Annotated in this window: 14 protein-coding genes and 2 pseudogenes; 9 read left to right on the top strand and 7 right to left on the bottom strand. The window is 74.8% G+C overall.

Translation table 11 applies throughout. From position 1 onward, the window contains the following. Window positions 1-92 precede the first annotated feature (92 nt). From IN07_RS13415 to IN07_RS13440, 6 genes are all read left to right on the top strand, one after another. Complete coding sequence (locus IN07_RS13415; RefSeq protein WP_036336426.1) at window positions 93-437, top strand: LytR C-terminal domain-containing protein; 345 nt, start codon at window positions 93-95, stop codon at window positions 435-437. Then, window positions 404-1,033 (top strand): class I SAM-dependent methyltransferase, encoded by a 630-nt coding sequence (locus IN07_RS13420; protein ID WP_081975397.1) that lies wholly within the window; start codon window positions 404-406, stop codon window positions 1,031-1,033. Before IN07_RS13415 ends, IN07_RS13420 begins: the two co-directional genes overlap by 34 nt. Window positions 1,034-1,117: 84 nt before the next feature. After that, complete coding sequence (locus tag IN07_RS13425; protein WP_036336427.1) at window positions 1,118-1,813, top strand: prepilin peptidase; 696 nt, start codon at window positions 1,118-1,120, stop codon at window positions 1,811-1,813. A gap of 419 nt (window positions 1,814-2,232) precedes the next feature. Next, complete coding sequence (locus tag IN07_RS24030; protein ID WP_052091239.1) at window positions 2,233-2,529, top strand: P-loop NTPase family protein; 297 nt, start codon at window positions 2,233-2,235, stop codon at window positions 2,527-2,529. Between the two features lie 113 nt (window positions 2,530-2,642). Further along, entirely contained in the window at window positions 2,643-2,888 is a 246-nt protein-coding gene (locus tag IN07_RS13435) for a hypothetical protein (RefSeq protein WP_036336428.1), read from the top strand. Between the two features lie 81 nt (window positions 2,889-2,969). Continuing rightward, entirely contained in the window at window positions 2,970-3,656 is a 687-nt protein-coding gene (locus IN07_RS13440; RefSeq protein ID WP_156119182.1) for a type II secretion system F family protein, read from the top strand. Window positions 3,657-3,674: 18 nt separating this feature from the next. On the opposite strand, the gene IN07_RS13445 is transcribed toward IN07_RS13440, so the two are convergent. The 3 genes from IN07_RS13445 to IN07_RS13455 all read right to left on the bottom strand — a co-directional run bounded on the left by IN07_RS13445 (window position 3,675) and on the right by IN07_RS13455 (window position 8,270). Beyond that, the gene (locus tag IN07_RS13445; protein WP_231558345.1) at window positions 3,675-4,940 is read right to left on the bottom strand and encodes a Cache 3/Cache 2 fusion domain-containing protein; all 1,266 of its coding nucleotides are present in this window, start codon (window positions 4,938-4,940) and stop codon (window positions 3,675-3,677) included. A 154-nt stretch (window positions 4,941-5,094) separates the two neighbouring features. After that, window positions 5,095-6,057, bottom strand: coding sequence for a sensor histidine kinase (locus IN07_RS13450; protein ID WP_036336429.1), 963 nt, complete (start codon window positions 6,055-6,057; stop codon window positions 5,095-5,097). Between the two features lie 116 nt (window positions 6,058-6,173). Further along, window positions 6,174-8,270, bottom strand: a complete 2,097-nt coding sequence (locus IN07_RS13455) for a SpoIIE family protein phosphatase (RefSeq protein WP_036336453.1) — start codon at window positions 8,268-8,270, stop codon at window positions 6,174-6,176. A gap of 200 nt (window positions 8,271-8,470) precedes the next feature. Here IN07_RS13455 and IN07_RS13460 point away from each other — a divergent pair, with 200 nt between their 5' ends. Next, complete coding sequence (locus tag IN07_RS13460) at window positions 8,471-10,063, top strand: APC family permease (protein ID WP_052091241.1); 1,593 nt, start codon at window positions 8,471-8,473, stop codon at window positions 10,061-10,063. Between the two features lie 356 nt (window positions 10,064-10,419). On the opposite strand, the pseudogene IN07_RS26710 reads toward IN07_RS13460, so the two are convergent. Together IN07_RS26710 and IN07_RS26715 are read right to left on the bottom strand one after the other, a co-directional pair. Beyond that, window positions 10,420-11,127, bottom strand: a pseudogene (locus tag IN07_RS26710) (MFS transporter); the annotation flags it as partial. Between the two features lie 88 nt (window positions 11,128-11,215). Next, window positions 11,216-11,596, bottom strand: a pseudogene (locus tag IN07_RS26715) (MFS transporter); the annotation flags it as partial. 89 nt (window positions 11,597-11,685) lie between these two features. Between IN07_RS26715 and IN07_RS13475 the strand changes: the two are divergent. Next, window positions 11,686-12,294: a TetR/AcrR family transcriptional regulator gene (locus IN07_RS13475; protein ID WP_036336455.1), complete on the top strand. Its 609-nt coding sequence runs from the start codon at window positions 11,686-11,688 to the stop codon at window positions 12,292-12,294. Between the two features lie 125 nt (window positions 12,295-12,419). Next, window positions 12,420-12,563 (top strand): hypothetical protein, encoded by a 144-nt coding sequence (locus tag IN07_RS13480; protein ID WP_231558346.1) that lies wholly within the window; start codon window positions 12,420-12,422, stop codon window positions 12,561-12,563. A gap of 69 nt (window positions 12,564-12,632) precedes the next feature. Here the strand turns inward: IN07_RS13480 and IN07_RS13485 are convergent, their stop codons facing one another. Both IN07_RS13485 and purT read right to left on the bottom strand, forming a co-directional pair. Beyond that, window positions 12,633-13,844 carry a DUF2786 domain-containing protein gene (locus IN07_RS13485; protein WP_052091243.1) on the bottom strand — a complete coding sequence of 404 codons (1,212 nt, stop codon included), beginning with the start codon at window positions 13,842-13,844 and terminating at the stop codon, window positions 12,633-12,635. A 114-nt stretch (window positions 13,845-13,958) separates the two neighbouring features. After that, complete coding sequence (purT, locus tag IN07_RS13490) at window positions 13,959-15,149, bottom strand: formate-dependent phosphoribosylglycinamide formyltransferase (RefSeq protein WP_036336433.1); 1,191 nt, start codon at window positions 15,147-15,149, stop codon at window positions 13,959-13,961. Window positions 15,150-15,172: the final 23 nt, after the last annotated feature.

The raw sequence follows: 15,172 nt of genomic DNA on the forward strand, positions 1-15,172 counted from the left end.
AGCCTGCGCCGGTCCCGGCGCCCGAGCCGGAGCCCGTTCCGGCACCTGAGCCTGCGCCCGTCCCGGCACCCGAGCCGAGCCCGGAGCCGGCCGTGTGCGGCACCGAGTTCGAGCCGGTCGTCGTCGACGTGGTGGACGGCACCGGTGACCCGGTCCTGGTCGAGGCGGTGACCCGGGTCCTCACCGACGCCGGGCTCACCCTCGGCACGGTCAGCAGCGCCGAGGTCACCGACTCGGCGATCGAGCACCTGGAGGGTCAGGAGGAGCCGGTGCGGCAGCTGGCCGAGGCGCTCGGCGCCGTCTCGCTGCTCCGGCCGGCGACGGGGGAGAACCTCACCGTCGTCCTGGGCTCCGCCGACGCGGCTCCGCTGGTCGGGGAGCTGGCCATGCTCACCGACGAGCAGTGCGACACCGCCCCCGCCGAGGAGACCGACTGACCGGCGGCGACACCCAGACGTTCTTCGGCTCCCGCGCCGCCGCCTGGGAGGAGAAGTTCCCCGACGACGGGCCCCGGTTCGAGCGGGCCGTCGCCGAGCTGGGGGTGCGCACCGGGGACGCCGTCCTCGACGCCGCCTGCGGCACCGGGCGTGCCCTGCCGGTGCTGCGCGCCGCCACCGGCCGGGCCGGGCTGCTCGTCGGCCTCGACCTGACCGCCGAGATGCTGGCCGAGGCCCAGCGGCGCGGTCGCGGGGAGCTGGCGCACCTGGTGCGTGGCGACGTCACCGGGCTGCCGTTCGGGGCACGGTCGTTCGACGTCCTCTTCGCCTCCGGGCTGGTCTCCCACCTGCCCGATCCCGAGGCCGGCGTGCGGGAGCTGGCCCGGGTCGCCGCCGACGGTGCGCGGCTCGGCCTGTTCCACCCGGTCGGCCGGGCAGCGCTGGCCCGGCGGCACGGCCGGGAGCTGACCCCGGACGACGTGCGCAGCGAGCCCCGGATCCGGGAGCTGCTCACCGGCACCGGCTGGCGCGTCACCGAGGTCGACGACGCCGAGGACCGCTGGCTGGTGGTGGCCGTCCGGCGCGAGGGCGCGTAGCCGACCGCCTCGCGCCTGCCCGGGGGAGCGGTGTCCGCGTGTCACCCTGTGCGGCGTGCTGCACCGGACCCCGCCTCGCCTGACGTGAGCGTCGTGTTCGTCGCGGTGGTCGCCGGACTGGGCGGAGCCGTCACCGGCCGCGTCGTCGACGCGCTGGCGCTGGTCGCGCCTCGTCGGGTCGGGGCCGGCGACGGTGCGGTCGCGACCCGCGTCGACCGGCAGGGCCGCGCGATCGGGGCCCCGTGGCCGGAACTGACCGGGGCGCTCTGCGCCGTCGCGGTCACCCTCCGGTTCGGCTGGACGGCGCAGCTGCCCGCGTGGCTGTGGTTCGTCGCCGTCGGCCTGCTGCTCACCGTCGTCGACCTGCGCGAGCAGCTGCTGCCCAACCGGGTGCTGCTGCCGGGGCTGCTCGGCGGCCTCGCCCTGCTGGCCGTCGCCGCCGGGGCCGACGGCGACTGGTCCAGCCTGGGGCGCGCCGCGCTGGCCGGGGGAGCCGCGTTCGCGGTGCTGCTGGTGATGGCGCTGGCCGCCCCGAGCGGACTGGGCATGGGCGACGTCAAGCTGGCCGGGCTGCTCGGCCTGTACCTGGGCTGGCTCGGCTGGCCGGTCGTCCTGGTCGGGTTCTTCCTCGGCTTCCTGCTGCAGGCCGTGGTCGGGCTGGCGCTGCTCGCCGCCCGGCGGGTGGGGCGCCGGACCGGGCTGCCGTTCGGGCCGGCGCTGCTCGGCGGTGCCCTGGTCGCGGCTCTGTTGACCGAGGACTGGGTCCTGCTCCTGCCGTGACCGGCGGTGGCCGTCGGGCTGGCTGCCGCCGAGCCGGGCTCGATCATCCTGGTCGACCTGGACGTGCAGTTCGGTGACGTCGCCAGCGCACTCGCACTGGTGCCGGAGTACACGCTGCCCGACACCGTGCACGGCGCGGCGACCAACGACCCGCTGGTGCTCAAGACCTTCCTCAGCCGGCACTCCACCGGCCTGCACGTCGTCGCCGGCAGCGACTCGCCGGCGGCCGGTGACGCGGTCACCCCCGCCGACGTCGGCCGGTTGGTCGACATGCTCAGCCGGGAGTTCCGCTACGTCGTGGTCGACACCGCCCCCGGGCTCACCGACCACACGCTCACCGCGCTGGGGCGGGCGACCGACCTGGTGATGCGGGGCAGCATGGGCGTGCCCGGCGTCCGGGGCCTGGCAAGGAGCTGGACGTGCTCGGTGAGCTGGGCCTGGTGCCCGCTCGGCGGCACCTCGTGCTCAACAACAGCGACGGCGGCAGCAGCGGCCTGGACCTGGCCGACGTGGAGCAGACCGTCGGCGCCCCGCTGGAGCTGGTGCTGCCACGGCACTCCACTGTCCCGCTGTCGACCAACACCGGCGCCCCGCTGCTGCAGAAGGGCGGCAAGGACCCGGTCACCCGGGGCCTGCAGACGCTCGTCGGCCGGATCCCGCCCGTCGCGGCGCCGGTCCGCGGCCGGCTGGGCCGCCGTCGGGCGGCTGTTCGATGAGCCTCACCGACCGACCGACCGGCTGGCCCGGTCCGCGGCGAGCAGTCGAGCGGATCGGGGAGCGTGACGACCGACGAGGTCCGCCTGGTGCCCGTCCAGGACCGGCCGGCACCGTGGACACCCTCACCCGGCTCAAGGACCGCGCCTGCCGGGCCCTGTTCGAACGCCTCGGCGGCCGGCTGACCAGCACCACGTCCGGCCTGGCGATGCTCGCGGTCGCCGGCCTGCTGAGGATGGTCGACGCCGTGTGGGTGCGCCGCGTCGTGACCCTGAGGCTCTGGTGCTGCCGGCGGCGTTCGCCGCCCAGGTGGCGCTCTCCCGTCCGGGTCGGGCGGCCGTCGCCGCGCGGCAGAACCTGACCACCGGGCTCGTCGCGCCGGCCTTCGAGGCCGGGACGCTGGAGGCCCGCCGGACCGGCGCGGGTGCTGTGCTCCGCACGGGTGACCGCCGAGTCCTCGGCCCGCCGGATCCGGCGCATGCTCGACACCGCGGGTCGCCCCGCGGGCTTCACCATGACCCGGCTGCTCTGGGCCAAGCTGTGGCTGCCGGTGCTGGCGGCCGGCGCGCTCTGGCTGGTCGAGACCCCGAGCCCCGCCGGCGTGGTCGCCGTCCTGGCCGCCGTCGTGCTCGCCCACCACCTGCCGGAAGCCGCGCTCCTCGGCCGCGGGCAGGAGCGGCAGGAGCAGATCGGCCGCGAGCTGCCCGACGTGCTCGACCAGATGATGATCGCCGTGGAGGCCGGCCTCGGCTTCGACGCTGCCTTCGCCCGGGCGGCGGCCACCGGTCGCGGGGCGCTGACCGATGAGCTGGTGCGCACCCAGTACGACATCGCCGCCGGCCGACCGCGGCGCGCCGCCTACGAGGCGCTCGCCACCCGCACCCAGGCCGCGGACCTGCGGCGGTTCGTCGGTGCGGTGAATAAGGCCGAGGCCTACGGCATCCCGCTCGCCGACGTGCTGTGGGTGCAGGCCGACGAGATGCGCGTCAAGCGTCGGCAGCGCGCCGAGGAGCAGGCGATGAAGGTGCCGGTCGAGGTCACCTTCCCGCTGATGGTCTGCATCCTGCCGGCGCTGCTGATCATCGTCGTCGGGCCCGCCGCGATGGGCGTGCTGGAGTCCCTGGGCTGACCTGGGGCGCCCGCCGGATCAGGACGCGTCGATCGGCAGGCCGACGTAGAGCATGCCGATCAGCGCACCGGCGGCGGAGCGCACGCTGGTGTAAGCGGTGAAGTACGGCTTGCCCGCGACGGTGGCCGGGCCGGTGTAGACCCGTCCGTCGAGCACCGCGGCGAGCACCGGGTTGCGGCTGCCGTCGGCGCCGGTGGGGGAGAGGCAGGTGCCGATGTTCCGTCGGCCCTGCGGGTTCACCACCGAGGTCGCCACCCGGACCATGCCGCCGGCGTCGTCGAGCCGCTGGAACAGCGTGCAGGTACCGCCGACCTGGGCCACCACGTCGTCGACCAGCGCCGAACGGTGCCGCGGGTCGTCGTTCCAGCTCAGCACCTCCCCGCCGAGCAGCAGCTCGGGCAGCCCGACGGAGCGCGTCGCCGAGGTCGCCTGGTCGGTCACGGTCACCGTCCGGTGCCCACTGCCCAGGTCGATGCCGCCGGCCTCGTCGAGCAGGTCCTCGGCCAGGGTCAGCGCGCGCCGGACGTAGACCAGCCGCTGGCTGTCGGCCAGCTCGGCGACCGCCTGGGTGATCCGGGCCGACCCGCTGGCCGCCCGGTCGACGTTGTCCACCACCCGGTCGGTGGCGGCGCGCTGCTGCTCGACGGCGGCGGCGATCGCGTCCTGCGCATCGGCGATCGAGCCCAGCGTGCCGGTGATCCGGCCGATCGCGGTGACCGCCTGCCGGGTCTCGGACTGCACCGCCTCGATCTGCGCGCCGATGTCCTCGGCGGCCTGGGCGGTGCGGCTGGCCAGCGCCTTGACCTCGTCGGCCACCACGGCGAAGCCCCGGCCCACGTCGCCGGCGCGCGCCGCCTCGACGTAGGCGTTGAGCGCCAGGAACCGGCTCTGCTGGCTGATCGCCGAGATCAACCGCACCATCTGGGTGATCGACTCGCTGGCCTCCTGCAGCGCGGCGATCCGCTCGTCGACCGCGCGGGCGTCCCGCACGGCCTCCTCCGCGACCGCCGAGGCCTGCGTGGTGCGCGAGGAGATGTCCGCGATCGCCGAGCGCAGTTCGGTCAGCGACTCGGCGGCCTGCTGGGAGGTGCCGGACACCTCGCGGCTGGCCGAGGAGAGCACACCGGCCTGCTGGGCGGCCGCGGCCATGCTGTCGTCCTGCTCGGGCTTGCGGCGGGCACGCGCGGGCGCCGCCGGACGCGGGGCGACGGTCGCCGGCTCGTCGGCCGGGGGCGCGACGGCGCCGGGCACCGCTGCGGTGCCCCGCGGGGACGGGAAGCGCACGACTCGGACTCCTCTCGGACGCGGACCCGTGCCCGCCTCGCGCGGTCAGCCTAGGGGGCCCCGAGGGCGGGAACGCGCTGGTGAGAGCGGCGCGCCGGGAGTCCGGTCGGGCGGGAGCGATTGCACGCCGGGTCGGGCACCGCGCGGCGTCAGGTCAGCGCAGCAGCGTCGTCAACCGCACGGACAGCCCGTCCCGCCCGTCGACGACGTCCACGTGGTCGCACAGCTGGCGGGCCAGCCACAGGCCCATGCCGCCGTGGGAGAGGTCGTCCCCGTGCGCGGGACCGTAGCCGGCGAACGGGTCGTCCATCCCCGAGCCGCCGTCGCTGATCCGGCAGACCACCCGGTCGGCCGACGCCCACAACCGCAGCTGGACCGGCGGCCCGCCGTGCCGCACCGCGTTCGCGCTCATCTCGTCGATCGCCAGGTGCAGGTCCTCCAGCGCGTCCCGGGAGCCCTGCAGCTGCGTCAGCCGGGCACCGACCGCATGCCGCAGCCCGGCGAAGTCCTTGGCGTCGACGACCTGCAGCAGCGGCTCGGTGGCCTCCAGCGGCTCGTCCGGGACCGGCAGGGCGCGCAGGTAGTCGGCCGGCTCGGTGAAGTGCGGGTTGGGTCGGCGGCCGCCGGCGCTGACCAGGTGGGTGTGCGTGCGCAGCCCGCACTCGACCAGCTCCGGAGGGAGCTCCTCGACGTTGAAGGCACACAGCCCCCAACTCGGCCAGGAGCGCATCGCCTCGTTGACCACGGCTTCGTAGCGCTGCCACTCCAGCCACTCGCGCGGCGTCCTGCCGAAGTCGGTCTCACCGACCACCCGCAACTGGGTACGGCCGCGGGCGGTCTCCCGTTCGACGAGCCGGCGGACCGCTGTGATCGCCGTGGGGGTGCGGGCTCTGTACACCTCGTGCCGGGGCACCACGTGCACCCGCTCGTCGTCGCCCAGTGCGTCCCGGAGCATCGCGGCCGCAGGGTCGTTGATGGTGATGACGGCCGAGTCGCCGGCCTCCAGCCCCGCCCGCAGGAAGGGGACGGCGACGGCGGCCAGCTCCTCGGCGGAGCTGTGCAGGACCAGGTCGTGCCGGAACGTGGCCGGACCCAGTTGGTCTGGCGGTGCGTTCACGTGTCGGGTCCTCTCGTTCGTCGGGGCAGGGTCTGGCCGGGGCGTGGGGCCCACGGTAGGCCGATGTCGGTGCGGCAGCTGCGTGTGTGCCCCGCCGGGGGTCCCCCAGCCCGCCCTCAGCGCCCCGCCGGGTCGTCCGGGACGACGTCGGGCACCCGGTTGGGGCCGGCCTCCGTCGGGCGCGGGCGGTCCTGCCGGTGCAGTCGCACGGCGACCACGGCGACGTCGTCCTCGGGCTTGCCGTCGACCAGCCGCTCGATCAGCTCGTCCAGCAGCTGGCCCAACGGGAGGTCGGCCAGCTCGGTCAGGTGGGTCCGCAGCCGGAGCAGGCCGGTGTCCAGGTCGGCGTCCCGGCGTTCGATCAGCCCGTCGGTGTAGAGGAGCACCGTCGACCCGCGGTCCAGGGTGACCACCGACTCGGTCCGCTCGACCGTGGCGTCGACGCCGAGGAGGAGGTCGGCCTTCCAGTCGGCGAGCACCGCGACGCTGCCGTCGGGGTTGAGCGCCAGCGGCGGCAGGTGCCCCGCGTTGGCCCAGATCATCCGGGTCACCCCGCGCTCCAGCTCGTCGGCGGTCTGCTCGAACCGGGCCACCGCGGCGGTGGCCAGGGTGTCCAGCTGGAGCAGCGTCATCGCCGAGTCCAGCCCGCGGAGGACCTCCACCGGCCCGGCGTCGCTGTAGGCGGCGATGCCGCGCAGCAGGCTGCGCACCTGGCCCATGGCCGCGGCTGCGGCCGTGTCGTGCCCGACGACGTCCCCGATGACCACCATCGTCGAGCCGCCGGGCTGCAGGAAGGCGTCGTACCAGTCACCGCCCACCCGGGCGACCTCGGCCGCGGGCAGGTAGCGCACCGCGATCTCGGCGTGGTCGGGCTCCGGCGGATCGGTGAGCAGGCTGCGTTGCAGCACCTCGGCCATCTGCTGCTGCTGGTCGAACAGGCGCGCGTTGTCCAGCGCCAGACCGGCCCGGTCGGCGACGTCCTGGGCCACCGCGACGTCCGCCTCGGTGGCGTCGTGCCCGTCGGCGTAGGCCAGGGTCAGCAGCCCCAGCGTGCGGCCGCGCGCCCGGAGCGGGATGGCCACCTCGGCCCGGGGCGCCAGCACGGTCAGCAGGTCCCGCGCCTGCCCGGGCGGCAGCAGCTCGAGCACCTCGGCACCGGCGAAGGACACCGCCTCGACGGCGTGCAGAGCGCGGCCCACCGGCGCGGCGATCGGCATGGCGTCCAGCCGCACCTCGGCGTACCGCTCCAGCACCGACCGGCTCGCGGGGTCGACGTGCCAGCTGCCGACGTCGCGGGGCTGGCCGTGCGCGTCGATGACCGTCACGATGCACCAGTCGGCCAGCGCCGGGACGACCAGCCGGGGCAGCCGGGCGGTCGCCGACTGCACGTCCAGGGTGCCGGCGAGCTCGGCGCTGACCTGCGCCAGCAGCGCCAGCCGGCGGGCGGACCGTTCGGCCTGCTCCTGAGCCTCGCGGCGGGCGGTGACCTCGATGGCGTAGACGGACAGCCCCTCCGGCGTCGGCCAGGCACGCACCTCGTACCAGCCGTTCAGCGGGGCGGGGTAGTGCGCGTCGAACGCGACCGGTTCACCGGTGGCGACGGCCCGGCGGTAGTTCTCCTCGATGGTGCTGCCGACCGCGGCCGGGAAGGCCTCCCAGATGACCCGGCCCAGCAGGTCGTCACGGCTCTGCCCGATCAACCGCTCGGCCTCGGCGTTGACGTGCACGAAGCGCCAGTCGGCGTCCAGGGAGTAGAAGCCGGCCGGCATCGCCTCCAGGAGGCGCACCACCCGCGCCTCGGCGGCGAGCTCGGTGGTCGCGTCGTAGGCCACCCCGATCAGCCGGGCCGACGTCCCGTCGGGGCCCCCGAGCGCCCGGCCACGGGCCGAGACCCACCGGGTGTGCCCGCCGGGCAGGACGATCCGGTACTCGGCCTCGAACTCCCCGCACGTGTCGATGGCGCCCTGCAGCGCATCGCCCACCCGGGGCAGGTCGTCGGGGTGCAGGCGGGCGTTGAACGCCTCGATGCTCTGCTCGAAGCTCGTCCGGTCGTAACCGAACATCTCGACCAGCCGGTCGTCCCAGACCAGCCGGCCGCTGCGGAGATCCCAGTCGAACGTCCCGATCCGCGCGGCGTCGATGGCCAGCTGCGCCCGGAGCCGGTCGCCCTCGACGTCGTCCGCGAGGTCGCCGACGTGTGTGGGCTCTGCCACTGACACCCACTCCACCTGGTCGCCCGACATCCGGGCCGGGAGCCTCGTCGCTCACTGTTGAGCCGCAGGAGTTATGTCACGCGCCACCGAGTTGGGGCAAGCACCCCGACGCAGATCACGTCGCCGGACCGGGCACCGGTGTCCGCTCCGTCGCCCCGTTGTGCGATAACACCTGCCATGGACACGCGCACGGCTCCGGCATGACCAGTTCGTCCCCGGCGCCGCTCGCGCCGCCCCGCGCCGAGGGTGCGGCCGTCGACAAGGGCCTCAAGACCGGCGCCCTGGGACTGGTCTCCTCGATCGTCCTGGCCGTCTCCTCGACCGCCCCGGCCTACGCGCTGGCCGCGACGCTGGGGTTCGTCGTCATCGTCGTCGGGGTGCAGGCCCCGGCGATCATGCTGCTGGCGTTCGTGCCGATGTGGCTGACCGCGGTCGCCTACTCGGAGCTCAACAAGCGCGAGCCCGACTGCGGGACGACGTTCACCTGGGCCGCCCGGGCCTTCGGACCTCGTGCCGGGTGGATGGGCGGCTGGGGGATCATCGCCGCCGACGTCATCGTGATGGCGAACCTCGCCCAGATCGCCGGCTCCTACGGCTACCGGCTGGTCGGGCTCGACGGGCTGGCGGAGAGCGCCGTCTGGACGACGGTGGCCGGCGTCGCCTGGATCGCCGTCATGACCTGGGTCTGCTACCGCGGCATCGAGCCGACCGCACGCCTGCAGCGGGTGCTGCTGTCCGTCGAGGGCGTCGTGCTGGTGGCCTTCGCGGTGTACGCCCTGGTCAAGGTGTACGCGGGGACGGCGCCCGAGGGCTCGCTCACCCCGTCCCTGTCCTGGCTGTGGCCCTCCGGGCTCGGCTGGCCGGCGCTCACCGAGGCGGTGCTGCTGGCGATCTTCATCTACTGGGGCTGGGACTCCGCCGTCGCCGTCAACGAGGAGACCGCCAACCCGACCCGGTCGCCCGGGCGGGCCGCGATCATCTCCACGGTGCTGCTGGTCGGCATCTACACGGTGGTCTCCGTGGCGACCGTGGCCTTCGCCGGCGTCGGGACCGAGGGCATCGGGCTGGGCAACGAGGCCAACGCCGAGGACGTGTTCGTCGCCCTGGGCGCGACGGTCTTCGGGGACGACGTCCTCGGCCGGGCCTTCGAGGCGCTGCTGATCATCTCCGTGCTCACGTCGGCGGCGGCGTGCACGCAGACCACGATCCTGCCCACCGCCCGCGGCACGCTGGCGATGGCCGCCTACGGCGCACTGCCCCGGTCCTTCGCCCGGATCCACCCGCGGTACCTCACGCCCACGGTCTCCACGGTCTGGATGGGGATCGTCTCGATCGCCTTCTACGTGGGCCTGACGGTCGTCAGCGAGAACGTGCTGATCGACTCGATCACCGCCACCGGGATGCTGATCGCCTTCTACTACGGGCTCACCGGCTTCGCCTGCGCCTGGCAGTTCCGCCGGGCGCTGCACGGCCCGCGGGACATCGTCATGCGCCTGGTGCTCCCGCTGCTCGGCGGGCTGTTCATGCTCGCCGTCTTCGTGCTGGCCTGCGTCGAGTACGCCGACCCCGGCTACGGCGAGACGGTGATCGGCGGCGTCGGCGGGGTGTTCGTGGTCGGGGTCGGCGCCCTGCTGCTGGGGCTGCTGCTGATGGTGGTCTACAGCCGGGTCGCGCCGGCGTTCTTCCGCGGCGAGACGATGCTCGACGGCGCCGAGGGCCTGGTGCTCGAGGAGGGCGTCGCGACCGTCGCACCGACCAGGCCCGACGACCGGCCGTCCACGCCTGGGCTGTGATCCGGCGCGGGTGCCGGCTCGGCGAGCCGGTGCTGGGCCGGCAGGAACGCCAGGACGACGGCCGCCCCGACCCCGCTGGCCACGGCGCACACCCACGAGCCGGCGACGACGCCGTCCAGGAACGACTGCTGGACCGCCGTCACCGCACCACCGGGCAGCTGCCCGGCCACCGCGAGCCCGGCGAACACGGAGTCCGCCGCGCTCTCGGCCGCCCGGGCCGGCGCGCCGGCCGCGGTGAGCCCGTCGACGGCGGCCGGGCCGTAGACCGTGCTCAGCACCGAGCCCACCACGGCGACGCCGAGGGTGCCGCCGACCTCGCGCACCGTGTCGTTGACCGCTGAACCGGCCCCGGCCTGGTCGCCGCGCAGCGCTCCCATCACCGCCTCGGTCGCCGGGCTGGTGACCAGCCCGAGGCCGGCGGCCATGAGCACCATCGCGATCACGATCCGGCCCCAGTAGTCGGACTCCAAGGTGGTGCCGGTGGCGACGGCGAACCCGACGGCCATGGTCAACAGTCCGGCTGCGACCACGAGCTTCGTGCCCACCGCCCGCATCGCGACGATCGCCAGCGGCGCGGTGACGCCGATGACGGTGGCGAAGGGGAGGGTCGCCACGCCGGCGGTGAGGGTGTCGTACCCGCGGACCGACTGGAAGTACTGGGTGATCATGAAGATGAACCCGAACAGGCTGAAGAAGGCGAGCGCGGTCGCACCGCTGCCCACCGACACCCGCGGGTCGCGGAACAGCCGGACGTCCAGCAGCGGCTCGGCGGTGCGCAGCTCGTGCACGACGAAGCCGGCGAGCACCAGCGCCGCGACCGCGTAGCCGCCCAGCGTGGTCGCCGATCCCCAGCCGTGCCCGGGGGCCTCGATCGTCGTCCAGACCAGCAGGCTGATTGCGAGCACCGAGGCGGCGGCGCCGGTCAGGTCGAAGCGGTGCGCCCGCGCCGCGCGCGCCTCGGGGACCACCAGCCGGCCGGCGACCAGGGCGACCGCCGCGATCGGCAGGTTGACCAGGAAGACCGAACCCCAGGCGAAGTGCTCCAGCAGCAGGCCGCCGGTCACCGGGCCGATGGCAACCGACAGGCCGGTGACCCGCGGACCAGACGCCCAGTGCGGTGGCCCGTTCCCGGCGGTCGGTGAACGTGGTGACCAGCAGCGCCAGGGTGGCCGGGTAGATCGCCGCTGCGGCCACGCCCATCGCGGCCCGTCCGGCGATGAGCTGGTCGGTGCTGGTGGCCGCCGAGGCGAGCGCTGAGGTCAGGGCGAAGCCGACCAGTCCGGCCTGGAGCACCCGCCGCCGGCCGAACCGGTCACCGAGCGCACCGCCGAGCAGCAGCAGCGCGGCGAAGGCCAGCGTGTAGCCGTCGACGACCCACTGCAGGTCCCGGGTGCTGGCCGACAGCTCGCGGCTGATGGTCGGCAGCGCGACGTTCACGATCGTGTTGTCGATGCTGACCGGCAGCACGGACAGGCAGAGCACGGCGAGCACCCACCACCGACGGGTGGCGAGGGCGGGCGGGGGAGTGGTCATCGCGGCCTCCGGTCTGTAGAACAACGTGCCAGAACAGTAGGACGACGTTATACAAGAGGCAAGCAGGATCCGTGCAGGAGGATGAGGTCGTGACAGACGTCAGGTCCGGCGCCGGGCGCACCCCCAGCCGCGCGGTCGAGCAGGCGCTGGTCGACGCGGCCGAGCGGGTGCTGGTCCGGGACGGCCTGGGCGCGGTGACCGTGCGGGCCGTCGCCACCGAGGCCGGCGTGGCGCCGATGGGCGTCTACAACCGCTTCGGCAGCAAGGACGGGTTGATCGCCGCCGTCCTGGTCCGCGGCTTCGACGGGCTGCGCGCCGCGGTCACCGAGGACGCCGACCCCGACCCGATCGCCCGGCTGCTGGCCAGCGGACGCAACTACCGGCGGTTCGCGCTGGCCCAGCCGCAGCACTACGGGGCGATGTTCGGCGGGCGACCCCTGCCCACCGAGGGCGCCGACGAGCTGGTCGCGTACGCCGCTGCCGCCTTCGAGGCGCTGGTCGACCACGTGCGCCACGCGATGGCCCGCGGGGCGTTGCGCGAGCAGGACCCGACCGAGACCGCCCAGCTGATCTGGAGCTCGGTGCACGGGGCGGTGAGCCTCGAGCTGGGCGGGGCGGTGCTCACCCCCGACCCGGCGGTCACCTACGAGTCGCTGCTGCACCTGCTCGTCGACGGACTCCGCCGACCACCCCCTTGAGGGTGAGCTGACGCGCCGTTCGCCGCGACGACGCTCCAGCGCCCCGCCGTCCCTGCCGACACCAGCAGAGACGAAAGGGGCCGGTCATGATGACTCTGGCGTGCAGTGCAGTGGCTCAGGCAGGGATGGCAGCGACGACGGCGTCGCTGGACGACACCCCCGCGGAATCGTTGATGTTCGTGGCCGGGTGGCTCACCACGGCCACCGACCTCACCGCGCAGGCGATGCTGCTCCGCGACCTCGGCGCGAGCTTCGACGTCCTGATCTGAGAGGACCCCCTTCCTCCCCACCCCTCGCACGCTCGGGGTGGGGCCCTGGAAGGGGGCCGTTCCAGCACCTCACCTGCTGGGCAAGGACCGGCGGTTCGACCCGAGGTCCGCCTGGTCCGCGGCGCGCCGACCGGCGTGCCAGCCGGCCGGGTCGACCGTGCTGCCGCCGCGACGGCGCAGCGACGGGAACAGCTCCTCGACCGCCCGGTCGACCGCGGCCGACCGTTCGGCCAGCACCGGCGCCAGCTCGGCGCCGTAGTCGGCCCGGGCCTCCGCGGTCGCCTGCTCGCGGGCCTGGGTGAGCCGCTCCTCCAGCCGCTGGGCGAAGGAGTAGAGGAAGCCCCGGCGGAACGGCGTCGACCGCGCCCGGGCCCCGCCGCTGGAGGCTGCGTCGGCGAGGGCCCGGGCCGCCTGCAGCAGCAGTGAGGTGACCAGCAGCTCGACCAGGTCCACGTCGTCCCGGAAGCCGACCAGGGTGGCGATGCCGAAGCTCGGCAGCAGCACCACCCGGACGCCGTTCGCGGTGCCGACGGCCTGCACCACCGCCGCCTTCGCCTCGGTGTGCGGGTCGTCCAGGTGCAGCCGCCGGGCGACCACGCCGGCCGGGGAGCCGTTCCCCCGCTGCGCGAGCACCGCCGTGTCGATGGCGTGCCGGGCCATCAGCGACTGCGCCTTGGCGGTGAGCGCCTCGGCCTCCTCGGCGAACTCCGTGGACTCCGCCTTGGCCAGCAACGACCGGATCCGGTGCAGCACCTTGCCGTCGGCCTCGCTGCCCGGCGCCTCCACCGGCCATGACGCAGCCGACCAGCCGCTGGGCGGGGTGAGCAGCTGCTCCAGCCTCGGCAGCGTCCGGAACAGCCCGATCAGCCGCAGCACGTCACGCCAGGCCGGTCCGGGCTGGATCCGTTCGGCCCGCCACCAGTCGGCGACGGAGCGGACGTCGGTGGCCAGCGCGTCGAGCTGGGCGGTCCAGGCCTCGGGCACCTGACCGGCAGCGGCCGACCCGGACTCGGCGGTGATGACCGCGGCCGCCAGCCGGGCGGCCCGTTGGCTCACCCGGCGGCGAGCCACGTGCACGACGTCCACCGGTTGCCAGCCGCCCTCCCACAGCTGCGGCAGCGCCGCGGTGAGCGTCTGCTGTGCCTGGCCGCCGCTGTCGACACCCGGGTCGCGCCGGGTCAGCCGGGCGACCACCGGGTCGAGCTCGGCGGCCTGCACCCCGGGCTCGGCGGCGAGCCGGGCGCCGGCCAGCAGCAGCATCAGCACCTCGTCGGTGGTCATCGGCGGTCCTCTCCTCGTGCGTGCGCCGGACCAGCGTGGCGGCGGGTGGGCCGCACCGGGGGCGATCCAGGCGGTTGTGGACCGGGCGTCCCGTTGTGGACGCCGGCGGGCGGCTCAGGCGCGGGGGTGCACCCGGGAGGCCGCCTCGCGGGCGGTGGCCCGGGCGGCGTCGACGTCCTCGGCGCGGGCCAGCGCCACGCCCATCCGCCGGCGGGCGAAGCTCTCCGGCTTGCCGAACAGCCGCAGCTCGACACCGGGCAGCGCCAGCGCCTCGTCGACCCCGTCGAAGGTGACCCCGGTGGCCTCCACGCCGCCGTAGACGACCGCCGAGGCGCCCGGGTTGCGCAGCGTGGTGTCCACCGGGAGTCCCAGCAGGGCGCGGGCGTGCAGCTCGAACTCGTTCTGCCACTGCGTCGTCATCGTCACCATGCCGGTGTCGTGGGGCCGCGGGCTCACCTCGGAGAACCACACGTCGTCCCCGCGGACGAACAGCTCGACGCCGAACACGCCCAGCCCACCCAGCTCGGCCGTCACCGCCGCGGAGATCGCCTGCGCGCGGTCCAGCGCCACCGCCGACATCGGCTGCGGCTGCCAGCTCTCCACGTAGTCGCCGGCCTCCTGGCGGTGGCCGATCGGCGCGCAGAAGCCGGTGACCGTCCCCCCGTCGCGCAGCGAGCGCACGGTCAGCAGGGTGATCTCGTAGTCGAAGTCGACGAAGCCCTCGACGATCACCCGGGTGCCGGCGACCCGGCCACCGGCCATCGCGTACGCCCAGGCGCCGTCCACGTCGTCCGGGCCGTCGAGCTTGCTCTGGCCCTTGCCGGAGGAGGACATCACCGGCTTCACCACGCACGGGAAGCCGACCTCGGTGGTCGCGGTGCGCAGCTCGTCGAGGGAGTCACAGAACCGGTAGGGGCTGGTCGGCAGGGCCAGGTCCTCGGCGGCCAGCCGGCGGATGCCCTCGCGGTCCATGGTCAGCCGGGCGGCCCGCGCGGTCGGGACGACGCGCACCCCCTCGGCCTCCAGCTCCACCAGCGTCTGGGTGGCGATCGCCTCGATCTCCGGGACGACGACGTCGGGCCGCTCGGCCTCGATCAGGGACCGCAGCTGCGCCGGGTCGCTCATCGTCAGCGTCCGTGCGTGGTGGGCGACCTGGTGGCCGGGGGCGTCGTCGTACCGGTCGGCGGCGATGGTCTCCACCCCGAGGCGCTGCAGGGCGATCAGCACCTCCTTGGCCAGTTCGCCGCTGCCCAGCAGCAGCACGCGGGTGGCCGAAGGAGACAGCGGGGTGCCCAGGGAGACCATGCGGACAGGCTAGAGAGGGGCGC

This window comes from Modestobacter caceresii, from assembly GCF_000761485.1.
Taxonomy (GTDB): domain Bacteria; phylum Actinomycetota; class Actinomycetes; order Mycobacteriales; family Geodermatophilaceae; genus Modestobacter; species Modestobacter caceresii.

Excerpts from the sequence above, each read along its gene's own strand:
- IN07_RS13460 (WP_052091241.1), top strand. The coding sequence starts at position 8,471 with ATGACCAGTTCGTCCCCGGCGCCGCTCGCGCCGCCCCGCGCCGAGGGT.
- IN07_RS13480 (WP_231558346.1), top strand. The coding sequence starts at position 12,420 with ATGGCAGCGACGACGGCGTCGCTGGACGACACCCCCGCGGAATCGTTG.
- purT (WP_036336433.1), bottom strand. The coding sequence starts at position 15,149 with ATGGTCTCCCTGGGCACCCCGCTGTCTCCTTCGGCCACCCGCGTGCTG.
- IN07_RS13485 (WP_052091243.1), bottom strand. The coding sequence starts at position 13,844 with ATGACCACCGACGAGGTGCTGATGCTGCTGCTGGCCGGCGCCCGGCTC.